The 21934-nt window shown below is 59.1% G+C and carries 19 protein-coding genes; 10 read left to right on the forward strand and 9 right to left on the reverse strand.

The features are described 5' to 3' along the window. The first annotated feature begins 56 nt into the window (after positions 1-56). Positions 57-332 (forward strand): hypothetical protein, encoded by a 276-nt coding sequence (locus FCH38_RS07100; protein ID WP_174373332.1) that lies wholly within the window; start codon positions 57-59, stop codon positions 330-332. A gap of 46 nt (positions 333-378) precedes the next feature. On the opposite strand, the gene FCH38_RS07105 is transcribed toward FCH38_RS07100, so the two are convergent. Both FCH38_RS07105 and FCH38_RS07110 read right to left on the reverse strand, forming a co-directional pair. Then, positions 379-840: a hypothetical protein gene (locus FCH38_RS07105; RefSeq protein WP_174373333.1), complete on the reverse strand. Its 462-nt coding sequence runs from the start codon at positions 838-840 to the stop codon at positions 379-381. Positions 841-932: 92 nt separating this feature from the next. Continuing rightward, positions 933-1937, reverse strand: coding sequence for a LysR family transcriptional regulator (locus FCH38_RS07110; protein WP_153514870.1), 1005 nt, complete (start codon positions 1935-1937; stop codon positions 933-935). 255 nt (positions 1938-2192) lie between these two features. On the opposite strand from FCH38_RS07110, the gene chvE reads away from it, so the two are divergent. The 4 genes from chvE (at position 2193) to araD1 (ending at position 7191) form a co-directional block, all read left to right on the forward strand. Beyond that, the gene (chvE, locus tag FCH38_RS07115; protein WP_149899941.1) at positions 2193-3257 is read left to right on the forward strand and encodes a sugar ABC transporter substrate-binding protein ChvE; all 1065 of its coding nucleotides are present in this window, start codon (positions 2193-2195) and stop codon (positions 3255-3257) included. Positions 3258-3348: 91 nt separating this feature from the next. Beyond that, complete coding sequence (gene gguA, locus FCH38_RS07120) at positions 3349-4887, forward strand: sugar ABC transporter ATP-binding protein GguA (protein ID WP_149899942.1); 1539 nt, start codon at positions 3349-3351, stop codon at positions 4885-4887. Further along, the gene (gene gguB, locus FCH38_RS07125; RefSeq protein ID WP_153514874.1) at positions 4884-6080 is read left to right on the forward strand and encodes a sugar ABC transporter permease GguB; all 1197 of its coding nucleotides are present in this window, start codon (positions 4884-4886) and stop codon (positions 6078-6080) included. Before gguA ends, gguB begins: the two co-directional genes overlap by 4 nt. A 115-nt stretch (positions 6081-6195) precedes the next feature. Further along, a complete protein-coding gene (araD1, locus tag FCH38_RS07130; RefSeq protein ID WP_174373334.1) occupies positions 6196-7191 on the forward strand; it encodes a 2-keto-3-deoxy-L-arabinonate dehydratase AraD1 in 996 nt (331 codons plus the stop codon). Between the two features lie 237 nt (positions 7192-7428). On the opposite strand, the gene FCH38_RS07135 is transcribed toward araD1, so the two are convergent. From FCH38_RS07135 to FCH38_RS07160, 6 genes are all read right to left on the reverse strand, one after another. Next, a complete protein-coding gene (locus tag FCH38_RS07135; protein WP_149899945.1) occupies positions 7429-7839 on the reverse strand; it encodes a VOC family protein in 411 nt (136 codons plus the stop codon). Between the two features lie 54 nt (positions 7840-7893). Next, positions 7894-8358 carry a GNAT family N-acetyltransferase gene (locus tag FCH38_RS07140; protein WP_149899946.1) on the reverse strand — a complete coding sequence of 155 codons (465 nt, stop codon included), beginning with the start codon at positions 8356-8358 and terminating at the stop codon, positions 7894-7896. Positions 8359-8477: 119 nt separating this feature from the next. Next, on the reverse strand, positions 8478-9074 hold the full coding sequence (locus FCH38_RS07145) for a class I SAM-dependent methyltransferase (RefSeq protein WP_149899947.1): 597 nt from the start codon (positions 9072-9074) through the stop codon (positions 8478-8480). Between the two features lie 4 nt (positions 9075-9078). Next, the gene (locus tag FCH38_RS07150) at positions 9079-9894 is read right to left on the reverse strand and encodes a transglutaminase family protein (protein ID WP_174373335.1); all 816 of its coding nucleotides are present in this window, start codon (positions 9892-9894) and stop codon (positions 9079-9081) included. A gap of 21 nt (positions 9895-9915) precedes the next feature. Then, complete coding sequence (locus FCH38_RS07155) at positions 9916-10857, reverse strand: alpha-E domain-containing protein (protein WP_149899949.1); 942 nt, start codon at positions 10855-10857, stop codon at positions 9916-9918. Positions 10858-10860: 3 nt separating this feature from the next. Beyond that, the gene (locus FCH38_RS07160) at positions 10861-12270 is read right to left on the reverse strand and encodes a circularly permuted type 2 ATP-grasp protein (RefSeq protein ID WP_174373336.1); all 1410 of its coding nucleotides are present in this window, start codon (positions 12268-12270) and stop codon (positions 10861-10863) included. A 477-nt stretch (positions 12271-12747) separates the two neighbouring features. On the opposite strand from FCH38_RS07160, the gene FCH38_RS07165 reads away from it, so the two are divergent. The 4 genes from FCH38_RS07165 to FCH38_RS07180 all read left to right on the forward strand — a co-directional run bounded on the left by FCH38_RS07165 (position 12748) and on the right by FCH38_RS07180 (position 16041). Continuing rightward, positions 12748-13644 (forward strand): DMT family transporter, encoded by an 897-nt coding sequence (locus FCH38_RS07165; RefSeq protein ID WP_174373337.1) that lies wholly within the window; start codon positions 12748-12750, stop codon positions 13642-13644. A gap of 78 nt (positions 13645-13722) precedes the next feature. Next, a complete protein-coding gene (locus tag FCH38_RS07170) occupies positions 13723-14340 on the forward strand; it encodes a L,D-transpeptidase (protein ID WP_153514885.1) in 618 nt (205 codons plus the stop codon). Positions 14341-14581: 241 nt separating this feature from the next. Further along, on the forward strand, positions 14582-14971 hold the full coding sequence (locus FCH38_RS07175; RefSeq protein WP_174373338.1) for a DoxX family protein: 390 nt from the start codon (positions 14582-14584) through the stop codon (positions 14969-14971). Positions 14972-15132: 161 nt separating this feature from the next. Then, a complete protein-coding gene (locus tag FCH38_RS07180; RefSeq protein ID WP_174373339.1) occupies positions 15133-16041 on the forward strand; it encodes an EamA family transporter in 909 nt (302 codons plus the stop codon). 228 nt (positions 16042-16269) lie between these two features. On the opposite strand, the gene FCH38_RS07185 is transcribed toward FCH38_RS07180, so the two are convergent. After that, positions 16270-17754 carry a DEAD/DEAH box helicase gene (locus FCH38_RS07185; RefSeq protein ID WP_149899954.1) on the reverse strand — a complete coding sequence of 495 codons (1485 nt, stop codon included), beginning with the start codon at positions 17752-17754 and terminating at the stop codon, positions 16270-16272. Positions 17755-18214: 460 nt separating this feature from the next. Here FCH38_RS07185 and FCH38_RS07190 point away from each other — a divergent pair, with 460 nt between their 5' ends. Beyond that, entirely contained in the window at positions 18215-21913 is a 3699-nt protein-coding gene (locus FCH38_RS07190) for a response regulator (protein WP_174373340.1), read from the forward strand. Positions 21914-21934: the final 21 nt, after the last annotated feature.

The raw sequence follows: 21934 nt of genomic DNA on the forward strand, positions 1-21934 counted from the left end.
TCACCCGATGCCGTAAGCGCGCGGTGTGCCGAAAAAAGGCCGGAAACGGGAACGCCATGCTGAACATCGATACCAGCCATCCGCTTTATCGCCCTTTATGGGTCAGGTTGCTGATCGTCGGCTTCTGCGCGGCCTGGGCTGTAATCGAATTCGTCAATCGCGAGTTTTTCTGGGGAACGATCGTCGGCGGCATCGCCGCCTATGCGGCCTATGAACTTTTGGTGAAGTTCAAGCCTGTGAGTGCCGATGATGCGGCCAAGGCTGGAGCGGACAAGACCGTTTCAGAAGAACTCGCCGATAGCGCGCCCGTCGATAAAAACGACGCTGGCTGAAAGCTGCATATCCCCCGGCAGGCGCGTTTCGCCTTGCATTCAAGATTTAAGTTCTCAGCATCCAGATCGCCTGGTCGATCAGCAGGTTTGCCGCGGTCATGCGCAGGGTCGCATTGTGCCGGAATTCCGGTTTCACCCCGTCGGGGTGGTTGAGGCGGGCGAAAGCGCGGCGTTTTTCCGCAAGCGTTGCGGCGGTGTCGGTTTCATGGATCGCCAGTTCCACTGACACATCCGCGAGCGAAGTCTTTTCGAGATACGCCGGCATGGGTTCCGGCTCTGGCTCCGGTTGGGGTTCAGGCGGGGGCGCCGGGTCGGCCAGAAAGGCGAGATAGGCGTCGAGGCCGCCGTTTCCCGGTTGCGGTGCAGCAGAAGGCGTGCCGACGACGAAGCTGGAATTGAAACCGGCGATGCGATGGCGGGCAGGCGGCGGCGGTTCCGCGGCTTCCTCTTCTCTTTCCTGCTTCAGTCTTTCGACGACCGACTGGAAGACGGATTGTCCGAAAAGCATGCGGCTGTTTCCCCTGCGACGACCCTGATAAATCCGGCCTGTTTACAGGATGAAGGTGGTGTCTGGCTTGCCTCGTGTCATCGCCATGTCCATCATGGGCCGGTCAGTTTTCGGCTTTCATCCAGGACCAGATCGTAGAGCAGCCGGGCGCTGGGCGGCAAAACGCGGCCCTTGGTGGTGATGATGCTGTAGGGCTTGACGACAAGTTCGAAATCCGTCGGCAGGATGCGGGTGCGGCCGATATCGGCCTGCTGGCCGGCCACGAACTCGGCCATGTCCTGCGCGATCGGCGCAATCGCATTGGTGTTGCAGATCAGCGCAAGCGTCAGAAGCATGGATGGCGTGTTGATGATGTTGCGTGGCATGCCAACGCCGTGGGTGAGGAACACATCCTCCATCGTTCTGCGCAACAGGGCGCCGGGCGGCTGGAAAACCCAGTCATAGGCGGAAAGATCGCTCAGCGTTACCGGTTCGCCGCCAAGCAGGGGATGCCCGTCGCGAACCACCAGACAGGCGCGCTCGATGCCGATTTCGTGGATGGAAAACAGGCCCGGGTCGAAATCATCCGGAATACGGCCGATGATGAAGTCGTGACGCGCTGCCAGCAGCTCCCGGGCCAGCACGTTGCTGCTTTCCACCTGCACATTGATTTCGATGCCGGGATAGGTGTCCGTCGCCCGTTTGATGGCGGGAACCACAAGGCTGATGGCGGGTGCTGTAACGGCGCCGATATAGACCGAGCCACCGCTGCCGGATTTCATCTGGTTAAGCTCGCGGCTCGCTTCACGCAGTTCCAGCAATATGGTGCGCGCCCGACGCGCCAGCGCCTCGCCGAACTTCGTCAGCACCACGCCGCGGGAAGCCCGTTGACAGAGCGGGCTTTTGACGATTGCTTCCATTTCCGAAAGCATGCGTGATGCCGCCGGCTGTGTTATGTTCATGGCGGCTGCGGCGGCGCTGACCTGGCCGTGCTCCTCGATCATGACCAGCATGCGCAGATGGCTCATCTTTAATCCGGCGCGCAGAAGCGGGTTGTCTTCAAAGACGAAAAGCGCGTCTGTCGTTTGCGTCTGCTCATACACTTTCTGGTTGCTCATGCGCTGTTTTATACCCCTCAACGATTATTGTATCGATTTAATATAGCAGAATTGATATAGGTAAGCCGATATATTCTATTTGACAGTTATATGGATTCAGAACAGTTTGCGGGATGCCGGGGAGGAGCGGCATCTGTTCCGTTTCGCAGTTGCGAGATTGGGATGGGGCTTAGTGCGGCTTCTTCCTCTGACGGCATGAATTTCATGGTGCGGCGCAGCATGCGGACACCAGAGAAGGGTTCAAGGGAGAGAGTTATGAAGTCCATTATTTCGCTGATGGCGGCTTGTGCCATCGGTGCTGCTTCCTTCGCAGCGCCGGCTTTTGCGCAGGACAAGGGTTCCGTCGGCATTGCCATGCCGACCAAGTCTTCCGCTCGCTGGATCGATGACGGCAACAACATCGTCAAGCAGCTGCAGGAAGCCGGTTACAAGACCGACCTGCAATATGCCGACGACGACATTCCGAACCAGCTGTCCCAGATCGAAAACATGGTCACCAAGGGCGTCAAGGTCCTCGTGATCGCTTCGATCGACGGTACCACGCTGTCGGACGTTCTGAAGCAGGCTGGCGAGCAGGGCATCAAGGTCATCGCTTATGACCGCCTTATCCGCAACAGCGGCGACGTCAGCTACTACGCAACCTTCGACAACTTCCAGGTTGGCGTTCTGCAGGCGACTTCGATCACCGACAAGCTTGGCCTGAAGGACGGCAAGGGTCCGTTCAACATCGAGCTGTTCGGCGGTTCGCCTGACGACAACAACGCCTTCTTCTTCTACGATGGCGCGATGTCGGTTCTGAAGCCTTACATCGACAGCGGCAAGCTGGTCGTAAAGTCCGGCCAGATGGGCATGGACAAGGTCGGTACGCTGCGTTGGGATCCGGCAACGGCCCAGGCTCGCATGGACAACCTGCTGTCGGCTTATTACACCGACGCCAAGGTTGACGCCGTTCTGTCGCCTTACGACGGTCTGTCCATCGGCATCATCTCCTCGCTGAAGGGCGTTGGTTATGGTTCGAAGGACCAGCCGCTGCCGATCGTTTCCGGTCAGGACGCTGAAGTGCCGTCGGTCAAGTCGATCATTGCAGGCGAACAGTATTCCACCATCTTCAAGGACACCCGCGAACTCGCGAAGGTTACCGTTGACATGGTGAATGCCGTTCTGCAGGGCAAGGAGCCTGAGGTAAACGACACCAAGACCTATGAAAATGGCGTCAAGGTCGTTCCGTCCTACCTGCTGAAGCCGGTTGCAGTCACCAAGGAGAACTACAAGCAGGTTCTCGTTGATGGCGGTTATTACAAAGAAGACCAGCTGAAATAAGCCTGAAGACACATGCGGGGATGACTTGGCGTCATCCCCGTTTTTCCATAAAAATAAAAACGCCGAAATTAATCGGGCGCTGGATTGCGATATGGCCAATACCATTCTCGAAATGCGGAACATCACCAAGACGTTTCCGGGCGTGAAAGCGCTGGAGAACGTCAACCTCAAGGTAAAAGAGGGTGAGATCCACGCACTCGTCGGTGAGAACGGCGCGGGAAAGTCGACCTTGATGAAGGTCCTTTCCGGTGTTTATCCCGCCGGCACCTATGAGGGCGAAATTCACTACGAAGGCGCTGTGCGAAACTTTCGCGCCATCAACGACAGCGAAGATATTGGTATCATCATCATTCACCAGGAGCTGGCGCTGGTGCCGCTCCTGTCGATTGCCGAAAACATCTTCCTTGGCAACGAGGTCGCCACGAACGGCGTCATCAGCTGGCAGCAGACCTTCAACCGGACCCGCGAACTTCTCAAGAAAGTGGGCCTGAAGGAATCGCCGGAGACGCTGATCACCGATATCGGTGTGGGCAAGCAGCAGCTGGTTGAAATTGCCAAGGCATTGTCGAAGAGCGTGAAGCTGCTCATTCTCGATGAGCCGACCGCTTCGCTGAACGAAAGCGATTCCGAGGCGCTGCTCAACCTGCTGATCGAATTCCGCAAGCAGGGCATGACCTCGATCATCATCACCCACAAGCTCAACGAAGTGCGCAAGGTGGCCGACCAGATCACCGTGCTGCGCGACGGCATGACGGTGAAGACGCTCGACTGTCATCAGGAAGAAATCAGCGAGGATGTCATCATCCGCAACATGGTGGGACGCGATCTGGAAGATCGTTATCCGCCCCGCGATGTGCCGATCGGCGAGACCATTCTCGAAGTGAAGAACTGGAACGCCTACCACCAGCAGCATCGCGACCGGAAGGTTCTGCACGATATCAACGTCACCGTTCGCAAGGGCGAAGTCGTCGGCATCGCCGGGCTGATGGGGGCAGGGCGCACGGAATTCGCGATGAGCGTTTTCGGCAAGTCCTACGGCCACAAGATCACCGGCGACGTGCTGATCGACGGCAAGTCCGTGGATGTCAGCACCGTGCGCAAGGCGATCGATGCCGGTCTTGCCTACGTCACGGAAGACCGCAAACATCTCGGCCTGGTGCTCAACGACAACATCATGCACAACACCACGCTTGCCAATCTGGCCGGTGTGTCGAGTGCCAGCGTCATCGACGACATCAAGGAAATGAAGGTGGCGAGCGATTTCCGCACGCGCCTGCGCATCCGGTCTTCGGGCATCTTTCAGGAAACGGTCAATCTTTCAGGCGGCAACCAGCAGAAGGTTGTGCTGTCCAAGTGGCTGTTCTCCAATCCCGACGTGCTGATCCTCGACGAACCGACCCGCGGTATCGACGTCGGCGCGAAATATGAAATTTACACCATCATCAACCAGCTCGCTGCCGACGGCAAAGGCGTTCTGATGATATCATCGGAAATGCCCGAACTGCTCGGCAATTGCGACCGCATCTACGTCATGAACGAAGGCCGCATCGTCGCTGAATTGCCGAAGGGAGAGGCGAGCCAGGAAAGCATCATGCGCGCTATCATGCGCTCAGGGGAGAAGAACTCATGAGTTCGGCAAACACAACAAGCGAAGAAAGTAACGTCATCTCGGTCGCATCCTATATTCGCTCCAATATCCGCGAATACGGCATGTTGATCGCGCTCGTCGCCATCATGGTTTTCTTCCAGTTCTACACCGGCGGCATCCTGTTCCGACCGGTCAACCTCACCAACCTCATCCTGCAGAACTCGTTCATCGTCATCATGGCGCTGGGCATGCTGCTGGTCATCGTTGCCGGGCATATCGACCTTTCGGTCGGCTCCATCGTCGCCTTCGTGGGCGCGATTGCGGCCATATTGACCGTGCAATGGGGCATGAACCCGTTTCTGGCGGCGCTGATTTGTCTTGTCATCGGCGGCATCATCGGTGCGGCCCAGGGTTACTGGATCGCCTATCACCGCATTCCGTCGTTCATCGTGACGCTGGCGGGCATGCTGGTGTTCCGCGGCCTGACGCTGTTCGTGCTTGGCGGCAAGAATATCGGTCCTTTCCCGACCGATTTCCAGATCATCAGCACCGGCTTCCTACCTGATATCGGCGGTATCGAAGGTCTCAACACCACCTCGATGATCCTGACCGTACTGATTACGGTAGCGCTGTTTTATCTGGCGTGGCGTCGTCGCGTGGTGAACGTCAAGCATGGTATCGACGTGGAGCCGTTCGGTTTCTTCATCGTGCAGAATCTGCTGATCTCCGGCGCTATCCTGTTCCTCGGCTATCAGCTGTCCACCTATCGCGGTCTGCCGAACGTCTTGATCGTGATGCTGGTGCTGATTGCGCTTTACAGTTTCGTGACCCGTCGCACGACCATCGGTCGCCGTGTCTACGCCATGGGCGGCAACGAGAAGGCGACCAAGCTTTCCGGTATCAACACCGAACGTTTGAGCTTCCTCACCTTCGTCAACATGGGCGTGCTGGCCGGTCTTGCCGGCATGATCATCGCGACCCGCCTCAACTCGGCGACGCCGAAGGCAGGCGTGGGTTTCGAGCTTGATGTGATCGCGGCCTGCTTCATCGGCGGTGCTTCGGCCTCCGGCGGCGTTGGCAAGATCACCGGCGCGGTCATCGGCGCGTTCATCATGGGCGTCATGAACAACGGCATGTCGATCGTCGGTCTCGGCATCGATTTCCAGCAGATGGTCAAGGGCCTCGTGCTGCTCGCCGCCGTGTTCTTCGACGTTTACAACAAGAACAAGGGCTGATCGGCCCACCCAAATCGCAAGTCAAAAAAGTGGCCGGTTTCCGGCCACTTTCATAAGATACAGGCGCGATGCGCCGACGAAGATAAGGCGCTCGGCGCCGGAGGAAGGAAATCCCGTGCTTATTTCACAGATCAAAGATGCCAGTGGCAAAATCATCGTAGCGGTTCGCGAAGATGGCGGACAGGCGCAGGCGGTCAAGGGTGCCGCGTCGGTTTACGCGCTCGCCATGGAAGCCGCCAATGGCGGCAAGAGCCTTGCCGACGTCGTGTCCGCCCATGGTCTGGGCGATGCCGTTGATCTCGAAAAGGCCTATGCCGAAGGTCGCTTCCTGCCGCCGATCACCCATCCCGACCCGGCCCATCTGCATCTGACCGGCACGGGCCTCACCCATCTCGGTTCGGCTGCGACCCGCGACAGCATGCACAAGAAGACTTCGGAAGCCGCCGAGGAAAGCCTCACGGATTCCATGAAGATGTTCCGCATGGGTCTGGAAAACGGCAAGCCCAAGGCCGGCGAAAAGGGCGTGCAGCCCGAGTGGTTCTACAAGGGTAACGGCCATGTGGCAGCGGCACCCGGTGCAGCGCTCACCTCGCCGTCCTTCGCGCTCGATGGCGGCGAAGAGCCTGAGATGGCCGGCATCTATGTGATCTCCGACAAGGGTGAAGCGGTGCGTATCGGCTTTGCCGTCTCGAATGAGTTCTCCGATCACGTTACCGAGCGGGTCAACTATCTCTATCTCGCCCATTCCAAGCTGCGCCCGGCAAGCTTCGGCCCGGAAATCCGCGTCGGCGTTGCGCCTTCGGATATTCGCGGCACCTCGCGCATCCGCCGCGGCGACAACGTCATCTTCGAAAAGCCGTTCGTTTCGGGTGAGGACAATATGTCCCACACCTTTGCGAACCTCGAATATCACCACTTCAAATACGGCCTGTTCCGTGCGCCCGGTGATGTGCATGTGCACATGTTCGGCACGGCAACGCTCTCCTTCGCAGAAGGTATCAAGCCGGAAGCGGGCGACGTGTTCGAGATCGAGGCCGCCGGTTTCGGCCTGCCGCTGCGGAACCCGCTGGCGGTGGACGCGGAAGAAGAGATTGCTATTCGGCAGATCTGATCTGCGGGGTAGAGCATTTTCAGTAAAAACGGAAATGCTCTAGACGTTAAATTGGTTGAGGGTGGGTTCCCTGCATTGCTTCCCTCTCGACGTCATCCTCGGGCTTGTCCCGAGGATCTGCAACCGATTGATTTTGCACGCCGTGGTTAGATCCTCGGGACAAGCCCGAGGATGACGGAGGGAGGAGCTGCCGTCCTTTCCTCTTCTGTTGTATGACGGGCAACTTGGGCTTTCGGTTCAGGCGAGCCCCCAAAGCCTGCCTTCCCCCACCTCCACGGAATTGCCCGCCGGGTCGCGGATGTAGACGGAATAGCTGTCATTCGGCCAGCGGTGATAAAGTTCTATGGCAATTCCAAGCGCCTCGAAGCGGGCTTTCCAGCCATCCACCTCTGATCTGTTCTCCGCATAAAAGCAGAAATGGCCTTGCCCGACCGTGCCGTGGCGCGGGATTGGATTGTCTGGCGTGGCTGTGCGCGATTGCTGCGGATCGAAGATCAGCAGCATTTGCCGGCCGCACTTGAAGAAGACGAATTGACCCGGCAATTTGCGCACCACCTCCAGCCCGAAAACATCGCGGTAAAAAGCCTCGGCGGCATCGAGATCGTCGGCGTAGATCGCGGTTTCCATGATGGCGGCTGGCGGTTGCATGGTTTCCTCCTGGTCATCCATGGCTGTTCGGCACGTAGAGATGTGGCGAACGGCCTATGTTTTGGTGCTATAGGTCAGCACCGTCAGATCGTGTTTGCCGACGCCGCGTTCCAGAACGGTCCAGCCGCAATTGATGTAATAGGTTTCAAGATTGCGCTTGCAGCAGAGATAGCTGGTCTCGTGACCGAGTTCGACGGCCCTTTGCGTCGCGGCCTGCATCAAGGCTTTTGCGACACCTGAGCGTCGGCGGCCTTCTTCCACCCAGAGGGCGGCGACCCATGGCAGATATTGCGGGCGTTCCTCCAGATCGGAATGGATGAGGAAGGCGGAGCCGACATATGCGTCGCCGTCATGGGCGACGAAGCCGGTCGGCAAGGCATGGGGGTTGGTCATGTCCTTCAGGTGTTCCTCAACGTCGCCGACCTGAAGGCCGCTATCCTGCCACCATGCCGTCCAGACGCGGTTGGCGATTGTGGAGCCATGGGACTGGCAGTCGCGATAGTCGGAAATGCTGTACAAGGACGTCTCCCGGCCGGCTTCCTTCCCTCAAGACTGAAACCGGATCATGCTTGCAAATCGATGCGGCGATTTAAACGGTCGAGGCGTGCTTTCGCAACCTGCAAGTTCTTCGGAAAGGATCAGGACTTAGTTGCCGTCACATGCAGCCAGTCGGTCGGCAGCTTGTCATAACCGCTGCCGTGCCGGGATTCGATCTCGACGCTCGTCCATTCAAATTGCCGGTAGAGATCGTCGAGCCAGGCTTTCGAAGGATAGTTGTAATAACGGCCCAACGTGTCGCGGCCTTCCGCCTCTCCGGCCTTGAAGCTGGCGTAAAAAATGCCGCCCCGCTTCAGCGCCGTGTGGATGCGGCCAATAATGGCGGGCAGGGCGGGGCGTGGCACATGCAGCAGGCAGGCATTGGCCCAGACGCCGTCGTACCGTTGCCTGTCGTCAATATCTTCGAACAACAATGTTGCGACGGGAATGCCGAGCCGGGTTTCCGCCGCTTTGGCGATTTCGGGCGTTCCATCCGTGGGATGAACATCGAAACCGGCTGCCAGCATGAATTCGCTGTCCTGCCCGCCGCCACACCCAAGTTCGAGGATGCTTGCGCCATCGGGAAGGTGCGACAGGAATTTTTCCAGATGCGGGCGGTCCGCCGCCTGTCCTCTCGAGGTATAGGCGCCAGCGTTGTCGGTATAAAAACCGATGGTTTCGTCGTCCTTGCCGGCCATGGTCTCAGCTTTGCGACTGGCTCTGTGACTGCTGCACGGTGACGGAGACGTTCAGCGTTTCGCCAGCCGGGCCGATGCGCATGCCTGATATCGGCGCGCAGTCGCGGTAGCAGAGGCCGGATGCGATGCGCACATAGCGGTCGTCAGGGCAGATATTGTTGGCGGCGTCGAAACCGACCCAGCCCAGCCCCTGCAGATGCACCTCGGCCCAGGCGTGGGTGGCCGTCTGTTCCGCCACCTCCTCCATCATCAGATAACCGGAAATATAACGAGCCGGCAGGCCCATCAGCCGTGCTACGGAAATCAGGATATGGGCATGGTCCTGGCAGACACCCTTGCCAGCCTCAAGCGCCGCTTCCGCCGTGGTTTCGATGTCGGTCGAACCCGGAACATATTCGACCTTTTCATGGATTTTCTCCATGAGGTCGTGCAGGTGGGAGAGTTCGCTGTCGCCGGTGCTGGCCTTTGCCAGTTCGCGCACCAGTTTTCCGGGCTTGGTGAGCGGGGTTTCGCGCAGGAAGAGCCACAGCGGCGCATTGCCGGTGTGGGTGCCGAACACGCCGGCCTTGTCTTCAGTATTCACGAGGCCGCTTGCCACCACCTTGACCCTGCGTTGCGGGCCTTCCGTTTCCACCAGCGCCACCCGGTTGCCGAAATGGTCGTCATAGGTCACTTCGACGGTGGCGCCGTCGACCGAAACATCCCAGTTTTCCACCGTCTGGCAGGGGCCGGTCTGCGGTGTCAGCCGCAGCCGCTGCAACGCATAGGGCATAGGCTCGTCATAGACATATTCCGTCGTATGGGTGATTTTCAGACGCATAAGCTGTTCCCGTCCACGCGCTTACAGATAAAAGCGGTAGCCTTCCGTGATTTCCTGTCCCAATTGTCCATTGCGGTTGACAAATCTCTCCAGAAATTCGTGCAGACCTTCATCCATGACCCGGTCGATCGTCGTCTTGCGCAGGCTGTCGCGAATGCTCTCGGCCGTCTCGTGTGCCTTGTGCCTTTCGCTGTAATCCTCAGCGATGTAATTGAGGTTGCTGGCGATCTTCTCGTAACAATAGGCAAGCGAACGCGGCATGCGGCCATTGAGAATGAGGAAGTCGGCAATATTGGCCGGCTTGTATTCCGCATCATAGACCCAGCCATAAGACCGATGCGCCGAGACCGAGCGCAGGATGGATTCCCATTGGGCATTGTCGAGCGAGGAGCCGACATGTGCGACGGCCGGCAGCAGCACGTAATATTTGACGTCGAGAATGCGGGCGGTGTTGTCGGCACGCTCGATGAAGGTACCGATGCGGGAGAAATTATAGAGGTCGTTGCGCAGCATCGAACCATGGAAAGCGCCGCGCACCAGACCGGCGCGGTGTTTGATGCCGTCGATGGTCTGCGGCATGTCTGCCGCCTTTACCCGGCGAGCAAGGCTGCTCTTAAGCTCGATCCAGAATTCATTGGTCGCTTCCCATGTCTCGCGCGTCAGCGCCGTGCGCACCATGCGGGCATTGTTGCGGCCCGCCTCGATGCAGGAGAGGACGCTCGAAGGGTTCGCCTTGTCCCGCAGGAGATAATCGATTGCATCCGCCGTCGTTACCTTGTCGTGCGTTTCGAGAAAGGCCTCGCGCACGCCGGCGCTCTGCAACACGCCGTCCCAGTCCTCGTCGCCGCTGCCGGAGCGCGTCAGCGAAACGCGCAGGCCCGCATCGATCAGCCGGGCGATGTTTTCAGCGCGCTCGATATACCGGAACATCCAGTAGAGCCCGTTTGCCGTTCTGCCCAGCATGGCTTAATCCTCCAGTACCCATGTATCCTTGGTGCCGCCGCCCTGGCTGGAATTGACCACCAGCGAGCCCTCCTTGAGGGCAACGCGGGTCAGTCCGCCGGGAATGATCTTCACCTTGTCCGACACCAGCACATAGGGACGCAGATCCACATGGCGCGGGGCGATGCCGTTTTTCACCATGATCGGCACGGTGGAAAGCGACAGCGTCGGCTGCGCGATGTAATTGGAGGGGCGGGCTTTCAGCTTTTCCGCAAACAGCGCCCGTTCCTTTTTCGTCGAGGTGGGGCCGACCAGCATGCCGTAACCGCCCGAACCGTGGACTTCCTTGACGACCAGTTCGGCAAGGTTGTCGAGAACGTATTTCAGGCTGTCCGGCTCCGAACAGCGCCAGGTCGGCACGTTTTCCAACAGCGGCTTGCGGCCGGTGTAGAATTCGACGATCTCGGGCATGTAGGAATAAACGGCCTTGTCGTCGGAAATGCCGGTACCGGGGGCATTGGCGATGGTGATGTTGCCAGCGCGATAGACATCCATGATGCCGGGCACGCCGAGCGCCGAATCCGGACGGAAGGTAAGCGGATCGAGGTAGTCATCGTCGACACGGCGATAAAGCACGTCGATGGCCTCATAACCGCGGGTGGTGCGCATCTTGACCTTGCCGTCCATGACGCGCAGGTCTGACCCTTCCACCAGCTCCACGCCCATCATGTCGGCGAGGAACGAATGTTCGTAATAGGCGGAATTATAGATGCCGGGGGTGAGCACGGCCACACGCGGCTTGCCGGTGCAGCCGGGGGGTGCGAGCGAGGCGAGCGACTGGCGCAGCAGATAGGGATAGTCTTCGACCCGGCGCACCTTGTTTTCGTGGAAGAGCTCCGGGAACATCTGCATCATCGTCTCGCGGTTTTCCAACATGTAGCTGACACCGGAGGGTGTGCGGGCGTTGTCTTCCAGAACATAGAACTGGTCTTCGCCGGTGCGGACGATATCCGTGCCGACAATGTGGGTATAAACGCCGCCGGGCGGGGTGAAACCGATCATTTCCGGCAGGAAGGCGACATTCTTTTCAATGATTTCGCGGGGAATGCGACCGGCGCGGATGATTTCCTGCTTGTGGTAGATGTCATCGAGGAAAGCATTGAGGGCGAGAACGCGCTGTTCGATGCCTTGAGCCAGTTTGCGCCACTCACGGCCGGAGATGATGCGCGGGATAATATCGAAGGGGATCAGTTTTTCTGAACTGTCGGCATGGCCATAGACTGCGAAAGTAATACCGGTTTTTCGAAAGATGTTTTCCGCGTCTTTTGATTTCTGGATCAGGTGCGACCTGTCCTGTCGGCTGTACCACTCGTTATAGTTTTCATATGGGCTTCGCGGCGTGTCGTCCGCATTTATCATTTCGTCAAATGCCAACTTCGATGTCCCCTTTTTTACCATATGAATACAAGGCTAAATGCAATGCAAGAACTATGCGGAGCTCCCGATGAAGATTTTTTGTCGCCCTAGAGTTTTAAAAAAGAAGCGTTTTTTCGGTTTCAGCCTATAAATGCGGCATCGTCAAAATGGTTGCGCGGCGCGGCAGGGCGGAAGGGCATGATGGTGCTGTGTGCGCCGTGGGCGAATGCACAAAATTTGTTCGTTCGTTTTCGGTTGATGGATCGCGTATGCCGCATCAGAAAAACTGAAAGATGCGATCACGAAAACGCCTTTGACCTTTAGCGGGGATGACGATACCGCCTTGGGAAACGGCCCGGATGCCGCCGCAGGCCTGTGCCAAGCCGGCCTGCTCTTTCGCCGGTGTGTTTTGGCCGAAATATCAATTCGCTGCATGACCTTGCGCCTCCCGGCAATGTCCGAGAGGCGGGATCATGCCGCACAGGGGATGTTCCCATGTCGCTTGACCGTCTGGCTCCGGCCATCTTCGTCTTTCTCTGGTCGACCGGCTGGGTTACTGCCAAATATGCCGTCTATTATACCGGGCCGTTGACCTTCCTCTGTCTGCGTTACCTGCTGGCCGGCCTGATATTATGGGCGATCTGCCGGCTATCCGCCATTTCCTGGCCGAAGCAGCGCGCCGATGTTCTGAGGGCGATCCTCTCCGGCGTGTTCCTGCACGGCATTTATCTCGGTATGATCTGGTGGGCGATCGGTCAGGGTGTGCCGGCGGCGATCGGTGGCATCATTGCCGGTCTGCAGCCGCTGATGACGGCAGTGGCCGCCCGTTTCATGATCGGCGAGAGGATTTCACCCATGCAGCGCGCAGGTCTGCTGCTCGGTTTTGCCGGCATCTCCATCGCCGTGCTACCCAAGGTGATGGCGACCGGCGCGCTTGGCATGTCCGTGCCGCTTTATGCCGTGGCGGTGAATGTGCTGGGCATGGTGTCGGTGACCTATGGCACGCTTTACCAGAAGAAATACGTCCATGGAGGGAACATCATGGCGGTGGCCACGCTGCAATATGTCGGCGCGCTGCTCGTCACCGTTCCCTTTGCGCTTTTGCTGGAAGACGGGCATGTGGACTGGAGCCTCGGGCTTGCGGCCACACTCGCCTGGTCGGTGGGCGCGATCTCCATCGGCGCCGTGGCGCTGCTGCTTTACCTCATCCGGCGCGGGCAGGTGTCGCGTGCGGCCTCGCTGATCTATCTGGTGCCGCCGCTTGCCGCCGTGGAAGCCGCCCTGCTTTTCGGCGAAACGCTGACGCCCGCCATGATCGCCGGCACGGTTCTGGCGGTCACGGGCGTTTATCTCGCCAACCGCAGGCCTGCAGCAGCGGTTGCGGCACGTTAATTACTGCAACCTCATATTAGAGATTTGTTAACCATAAAATTATACCTCTCGTTAATCACATGATTTGGCGGGGGTTACATGTCTATTTCACGTCGTGGTGTTCTGTTCGGATTGCCGCTGTTTCTGGCTGGCTGCGCGAATACCGGCATCGGCCAGCAGAGGCTCAATTACGGGGCGAAGCCGGAGGAGAAATTCCCGCTTCCCGCCATGCATCTCGACAAGGTCAAGCCTGAGCTGCGCCGGCAGGAAGTCACTTATGATACGGCGCATCCGGCCGGAACGGTGGTGGTGGATACGCCGGCACGGCGGCTCTATTACGTTATGGGCGATGGTCGCGCCATGCGTTACGGCGTCGGTGTCGGCCGGCAGGGTCTTGCGCTGAAAGGCGATGCCTATATCGGCCGCAAATCCGAATGGCCTTCCTGGACGCCGACCGCAAACATGATGCGCCGCGATCCGCGCAATCTCAAGTTCGCCGGCGGCATGCCGGGCGGACCGAACAATCCGCTCGGCGCACGCGCGCTTTATCTCTATCGCGGCGGCGGCGATACCATGTTCCGCCTGCACGGCACCAACCAGCCGCAATCCATCGGCCACGCCATGTCGAGCGGCTGCATCCGCATGCTCAACCACGATATCATCGATCTTTACAGCCGCGTGCCTGTTGGCTCCAAGGTGGTTGTGCTGCAGGCGTGATGGAGAGGCGGAATTTTCCGCCTTTGCCGCGCGAAAAAATGCCTGTACCCTTGAGTTGATTTTTCCAGCAGACGGCCAATTTTATGCTGGAAAATCAACCATGTGTAGAATGCCTCCCTTTTTGTATTTAAGGGAGTTCTGCAATATCGGAAACGTGATTTCCGGTGTTCGAGACGTGTATCCATAAAGGAGAAAATGCACTGTATCGAGCGCGGCACCACTTCAACGGGGACACATGAACATGGCAATTTTCGACAATCTTTCTCGCTATCGGCCTTATGCTCTCGCGGCACTGCGCATCATCGCGGCGCTGCTTTTCATCGAACACGGAACGCAGAAGCTGTTCGGCTTTCCGGCATCGCAGATGCAAGGCTCACTGCCGACCCTGATGCTGGTGGCGGCGCTTCTGGAACTCGTCGGCGGCATTCTCGTGCTCATCGGCCTGTTCACGCGACCGGTCGCCTTCATCCTTTCCGGTCAGATGGCCGTCGCCTATTTCATGGCGCATGCGCCAAGCAGCCCTTTCCCGGCCCTGAACGGCGGCGATGCCGCCATCCTGTTCTGCTTCGTCTTCCTCTATCTGGTGTTTGCCGGTCCGGGTGCTTTCTCGGCAGATGAGCGCCGGGCCTGATCAATCCGGTTTCAGGACTGTATCTCGTGAAGCCCCGCATGGTTTTGCCATGCGGGGCTTCACGTTTTTTAAGAGGATGAAACTTCGGCCGTCGCCGAAGCATTGATGCTTGTTTTCGGGATAGAAAGGGTTCATCTTCTACACAGTTGGAAAATCGCTCCGTGACCATTCAAAATCCCATTGCCCGCGAATTGTTGCTGCTCGTCCTGCTGTCCACGCTCTGGGCCGCGTCCTATACATTCATCAAGATCGGCGTGGAGACCATTCCGCCCATCACCTTCATCGCCGCGAGAACCCTGATCGCCGGTCTGCTGCTCTATGCGGTGATCCGGCTGCGTGGATTGCGATTGCCGAAGGATTTTGCGACCTGGCGGTTGTTCTTCATTCAGGCCTGCATCAACAGCGTCCTGCCCTTCACGCTGATCGCCTGGGCGGAACAGAGCATCGATGCCGGTCTTGCCGTCATTCTCAATGCAACGACGCCGATCTTCACCTTTCTTCTCACCGCGCTGGTCATCCGGCACGAGGCGGTGAGCGGGCGCAAGCTGTTCGGCACCATCGCCGGCATGACGGGTGTCTGCCTCATCATCGGCATGGAGGCGCTGGGCGGTGCGGGCGAGGCGATATGGAGCCAGCTTGCCGTGCTGACAGCGGCGTTTTCTTATGCCTGTGCGGCGATATTCGGCAAGAATTTTAGGGGGCTTGATCCGATCATGCCCGCTGCTGGCTCGCTGATCTGCGGTGCGGTCCTGCTATTGCCCGTCAGCCTGATCGTTGATCGGCCCTGGACATTGTCACCTTCATCCGCATCGCTGACGGCGCTCGTGTGCCTCAGCGTCTTCTCAACCGCGCTCGCCTTCATGATCTATTTCCGGCTGATGCAGACGCTCGGCTCGGTCGGCACCACCTCGCAGGCCTATCTGAGGGTCCCGGTCGGTGTCGCCATCGGCATGACATTTCTGGGGGAGGTGCCGACACCAGCCATGTGGGTGGGGCTTGTCTGCGTGATCGCCGGCGTGCTGGCCATGACCTTGCCGTCCCGGCGTCGGCCGGTTGCGCATGGCGGGTGACGGCAAAGAAAACCCCGCAGGCTGGTGGCTTGCGGGGCTTGATTGGCGAGCGGCTTCCGCTTGTTTCTTCTCCCCGAGGGGGAGAAGTCCGCGGCAGCGGGATGAGGGGGCAAGGGTGGTGAGATACGGCAACGTTGCCCCCTCATCCGACCCTTCGGGCCACCTTCTCCCCCTAGGGGAGAAGAAACGCGCGGCAATGCCGAGCGCCCTCAATCCAAGCAGAACGACTCAGCGGCTACGGCCGCGATTGCCGTTGCCATTGCCGGAAGCGCGCTTTTCCTGGCCGTTGCCGCCAGCAGGTGCATGGCGGTTGCTACCGCTGCCGCCGGGCTTGCGGGCCGGGCGGCGCTGCTTGCGGGGGCCGGACGGACGACCTGCGTCGCCTTCAGCGGTCTTGACGCGCTTGAAGTCGGACGTGTTTTCCAGATCGTTGTCGGCATCGCGCGGAGCGTGGTCGCGGTGACGGGAAGGACGGGGATCGCCATTGTGGCGTCCGCCTTCGCGGGGAGCACGCGGCTGGCCGCCATTATTGTTGCGGCCGCCACGGTTGTTGTTGGGGCGCGTCGGGCTGGCGAGACCGGCCGGACGTTCACCTGATGCGACCGGGATATCGATCTTCATCAGCTTTTCGATGTCGTGCAGCAGGCGGGTTTCGTCCGGTGCGCAGAAAGCGATGGCGATGCCGTCGCGACCGGCGCGGGCGGTACGGCCAATGCGGTGAACATAGGCATCCGGCACTTCCGGCAGGTCGTAATTGAAGACGTGCGTCACGGCCGGAATGTCGATGCCGCGGGCGGCAACGTCGGTTGCGACCAGAACCTTGATCTCGCCGTCCTTGAAGCCCTTGAGTGCCCGCTCGCGCTGGCCCTGGCTCTTGTTGCCGTGAATGGAGGCGACCTTGAAGCCGATATGTTCGAGGTGCTTGTAAAGCTTTTCAGCGCCGTGCTTGGTGCGCAGGAACACGATCGAGCGACCGTCTGGGTTCTCGTTGAGCGACTTCTTCAAGAGGTCGGTCTTGTCGTTCTTGCCGGCGACGAAATGCACATACTGCTCGACCTTGTCGGCAGCCTTGCCCGGAGGTGTAACCTCGACCTTGATCGGGTCGGTCAGGAAGTTGCTGGCAAGTTCGGAAATCGCCTTCGGCATGGTTGCCGAGAAGAGCAGCGTCTGGCGCTTGGGCGGAACCATGCGGGAAATCTTGCGCAGATCGTGGATGAAGCCGAGATCGAGCATCTGGTCGGCCTCGTCCAGCACCAGATAGGTGACTTTCGAGAGCGAGATGGCGTTGCGGGCGATGAGGTCCAGCAGACGGCCGGGGGTGGCGACGAGAATATCCGTGCCCTTTTCCAGCTGCAGCTGCTGCTTGTTGATCGACGCGCCGCCGACAACCTGGTTGATGCGCAGCGGCGTCTTCTTCACGAAGGAGCGCAGGTTTTCGCCGATCTGGTTCACCAGCTCGCGGGTTGGGGCGAGGATGAGGGTGCGGGTGGTGCGGTTTGCCGGACGATCGGCCTGCTTCATCAGCATTTCGATGATCGGCAGGCCGAAGGCTGCGGTCTTGCCGGTGCCGGTCTGTGCGAGGCCGATGAGGTCACGGCCTTCAAGCAGCAGCGGAATGGCTTTTGCCTGAATGGGGGTAGGGGTGGTGTAGCCAAGCTGGGTAACGCTGGCCACAATCTTTTCAGAGAGGCCGAGTTCGCTAAAACTGGTCAATATATTGCCTTTCGGGGCGCCAAAACAAACTCAGCCGGAACAGGGCTGCTGTCCGGTGGTTTTGACGTCAAGAACCCCGCGTGAATTGGGAACTTGTGGGTTGGAATAACTTTCTGCGCATCAGTGCGGCAAACGCCGTCTTCTGTATTCGTTGCGCTTTTCCTTCATGCGGGCCAGATCGTTCTGGACATACGCTGCAGCTCACGCGGCTGCCGAAGGTGAAAGCTTGACCGGCATGTGGGCGTTTTGCGCGTTAAAGTCAAGCAATAGTTTTATAACGCCGCTGTCCGGCGACGCATGGCAGCCATGCGCAAGGTCGGCCGGTTATGGTGGGAATGGTGCGTCGGGGCGAACAATTATGGTTAAAAAAGGGTAGCGGTGCCGCTCGGTACATAGCAAACGGCGATTTTATCACATAACGTTTTTACGACGATATCCGGAAATATTTGATTCGACAGAAATGGAACTGCACGGTGTGGAGTATCGATTGACCGAAGGCAGCGGGTTGCTGGAAAAAGCTTACAGGGCCGTCACCGCCCTGGACCTGCCCGCGTGCATCAAGGACAGCGAGCTGCGCTATCTCATGGTCAATGCCGCCTATGGCCGGGTCATGGGGCGCCCGCCTAAAGCTTTTGTGGGACACACCAGCCTTTCCCTGTCCGCAGATGTTCGTGATGCCGAGCGCGAAGACAGGGAACGTCGCTCGCTGGTTTTCGCCACGGATGAGGTACTCGCCTGCCATGGTGCAGCTTCTTCCGGGCCATATACGCTTCGCTGCGAACGCTTCACCGGCGATGACGGCAATCTGTTCCTGTTCGAAGTGTTTGAGGATATGCCACCGGTTGCGGTGGAGAATTTCGTGGGCGGCGACAGCGCCTCCAACCTCCTTTTCGGCAGCGGCGTGATCGATCTCATCGATGCCGGCATCGTGATTTATGACCGTGAAAACCGGCTGATCTATTGTAACAACCGCTTCGTGGACTTTTACAGCGCCTTTGGTGTGGAGCTGAAACCGGGTGTGCGGCTCGAGACGCTGATGGAGGCGGTGTATTTTTCGAGTGGTTACAGCGACGCAAAACCAGGCGATCCGGCTTTCGACACGTGGATGCAGGAGCAATTGCGGGATTTTTCCCTGCCCTATCTGGAAAGGGTATCGCAGTTTGCCGATGGCCGCTGGGTGCGCATGGTCAACAAGCGGCTGGAGAACGGCATGCTGGTCGGTCTGCGCATCGACGTGACGGAGTTCAAGGCGCATGAGACCCTGCTCAGCACACAGATCCGCGAGACCTGGCTGCTGCGTGCCGCGTTGGAGCAATTGCCGGTGGCGGTGTTTCTGCGGGATCATGACAGGCGGCTGACCTTTGCCAATGCGGCCTATGAAAAATTTGTCGGAGGCGATCTCGCCCATTTTATCGGCAAGACCGAAAACGAGATGTTCCCGACGACCGGTGAGCAGTCCCGGCTTGAAAACGAGCGGCTGCTTGAAACGGGCGAAGCAATCGAGAAGGCCGAAACCCTGCCGCTGCCGGATGGCACCTCCGTTCCCGTCATCACCCGCCTCGGTCGGGTGGCGACGCCTGACGACGAATATTATCTGGTCGGCTCGGTCACCGATGTCAGCCTGTTGCAGGACCGCGAAAATGCGCTGATTGCGGCGCAGGCACAGGCCGAAGCGCTGCACCGCCAGCTGGAGACGATTCTTCATGCCCTGCCGGTGGGCGTGCTGCTCATCAACGCCGATCTCGTCATCGAATATGTCAATCCGTTCTTTTACGAGGTCTGGGGCGAAATCGGCGGCGAGAAATCGCTGGTCGGCAAAAGCTATCGCGAATTCATGGAGCTGAATTTCGAAAGCGGCCTTTACGACTATGGCGACATGTCGTTCGACGATCTCTATAACCAGCGAACGGAGCGGCTTCTCAGCAAGGAAGCCTCTGCCGCCCGCGAAGTGCGCAGCAAAAGCGGCAAGGTCACCGTCATCTCGAAAACCCGCCTCGATGGCGGGAAAATCCTCAGCACCTATGCCGACGTGACCGATGTGCGCATGCGCGACGCCGAGATCATGAAGGCCAAGGCCGAGCTGGAGCGCGTCGGCGAATATATGCAGGGCGCCACGCGCGCCATGGCGCAGGGGCTGGTGCTGGTCGAGCAGGGCACCATCATCATGTCCAACGAAGCGATGGCGCGGATGTTCGACGTGCCGCCGCATCTGCTGGAAAAAGGCCACAACTGGTCGGGCTTCTTTGCCCATTGCGCCAAGCGCGGAGATTTCGGCACCGCCGAGGAGGCGGCGGCAACGCTTGCCGCCTGGAAGGACAATATCGCCGCCAACCAGCCGTTTTCCTGGCTCATCCATGTGGCCGGCAAAACCTGGCTCAATCTGGAAGCCACCAACAGTTCCGGCAATTACTGGCTCGTCATCGTCACCGATGTGACCGAGATGAAGATGCGCGAGGAGGAGTTGCAGCGGCTGCTTTCGCGGGCGGAAGCGGCGGATCGCGCCAAATCGGAATTCCTGGCCAATATGAGCCATGAAATCCGCACGCCGATGAACGGTGTGCTCGGCATGGCGGAGCTTCTGGCCAAGTCCAATCTGGACACGCGCCAGAAGACTTTCACCGATATCATCGTCAAGTCAGGCAATGCGCTTCTGACGATCATCAACGACATTCTCGATTTTTCCAAGATCGAGGCCGGGCAGATGAAGCTGCGCAGCGTGCCTTTCGATCCGGCCGAAGCGGTGGAGGATGTGGTTTCGCTTCTGTCCTCGGCGGCGCTGGAAAAGGACATAGAACTGGTCATCCGGATCGATCCGTCGGTTTTCGGCAAGGTCATGGGTGATGCCGGGCGGTTCCGCCAGATCGTCACCAACCTCGTCGGCAATGCCGTGAAATTCACCGAAACGGGGCATGTGCTGATCGAGCTTGCCGCGCAATCGGCTGAGGCGTCCGAAACCATGCTCTCGCTGCGCGTTGAAGACAGCGGCATCGGCATTCCGCCTGACAAGCTGGAGACCATCTTCGACAAGTTCAGTCAGGTGGATGGTTCGGCGACGCGCCGGCACGAGGGAACAGGGCTTGGACTGGCGATCACGGTCGGCCTTGTCGGTCTTTTCGATGGTTCGATCAATGTCGTCAGCGAAGTCGGCAAGGGTTCGACCTTCGAGGTCAATATTCCATTTCAGGTCACCGAAAAACGGCGCGACGTTCCGCTTTCCGCTATGGCGATCGACGATATCCGGGTGCTCGTCATCGACGACAACGATGTCAATCGCCGCATATTGACGGAGCAACTGCGGACATGGGGCATCGATGGGCATGCGGTGGAGGACGGTCCGTCCGGCATCGCCGTACTGCAGGAGGCCGTGTCGCTCGGCTTTGCCATCGATGCCATCATCCTCGATTATCATATGCCTTTCATGAACGGGCTGGATGTGGTCGAGCGCATTCGTGCGGACCAGCGTTTCGATGAGATTGCCATCGTGTTCCTGACCTCCATGGATGTGGTGGGTGACGAGACGCTGTTTACCGATCTCAACGTGCAGGCGCATCTGATGAAACCGGCGCGGGCGAGGCTTTTGCGCTCCACCCTGTTCGATGTGGTGCGGGATGTGCGGCTGAAGCGCGCTAGGTCGCAGCCGCTGGCGCTGGAGGCAGGCGGCGGAACCGTACGCCGGGAAAGGCGTCTGGCTGAAAAGAAACCGCGCATTCTGCCAGTGGTACCGGCTGTTTCCGAACGCCGCCGGCCGAGCCTGATCGACGTGCTGGTGGCCGAGGACAATGACGTCAACCAGATCGTCTTCACCCAGATTTTGCAGCAGGCGGGTTTGCGGTTCCTGATCGTCGGCAACGGCAAGAAGGCGGTTCAGGCGTGGGAGGAGAACAATCCCGCCATCATCCTTATGGATGTCTCGATGCCTGTCATGAACGGCCATCAGGCCACGCTCGCCATCCGCGCCGCCGAACAGGCCGCCGCCGACGGCCGGCATGTGCCGATCATCGGTGTTACCGCCCATACCCAGGACGCTGACCGGGAACTTTGCCTGCAGGCGGGCATGGATGATTATCTGTCGAAGCCGATCAGTCCTGAAATTCTCGAGGACAAGATCGCGCAATGGCTGGGGGATGCCATGCCCCGCCGTGACGCGCCGGGCGTCTGAATCATCCGGCGCGGCGACGGT

This window comes from Agrobacterium tumefaciens, from assembly GCF_013337285.1.
Classification (GTDB): domain Bacteria; phylum Pseudomonadota; class Alphaproteobacteria; order Rhizobiales; family Rhizobiaceae; genus Agrobacterium; species Agrobacterium burrii.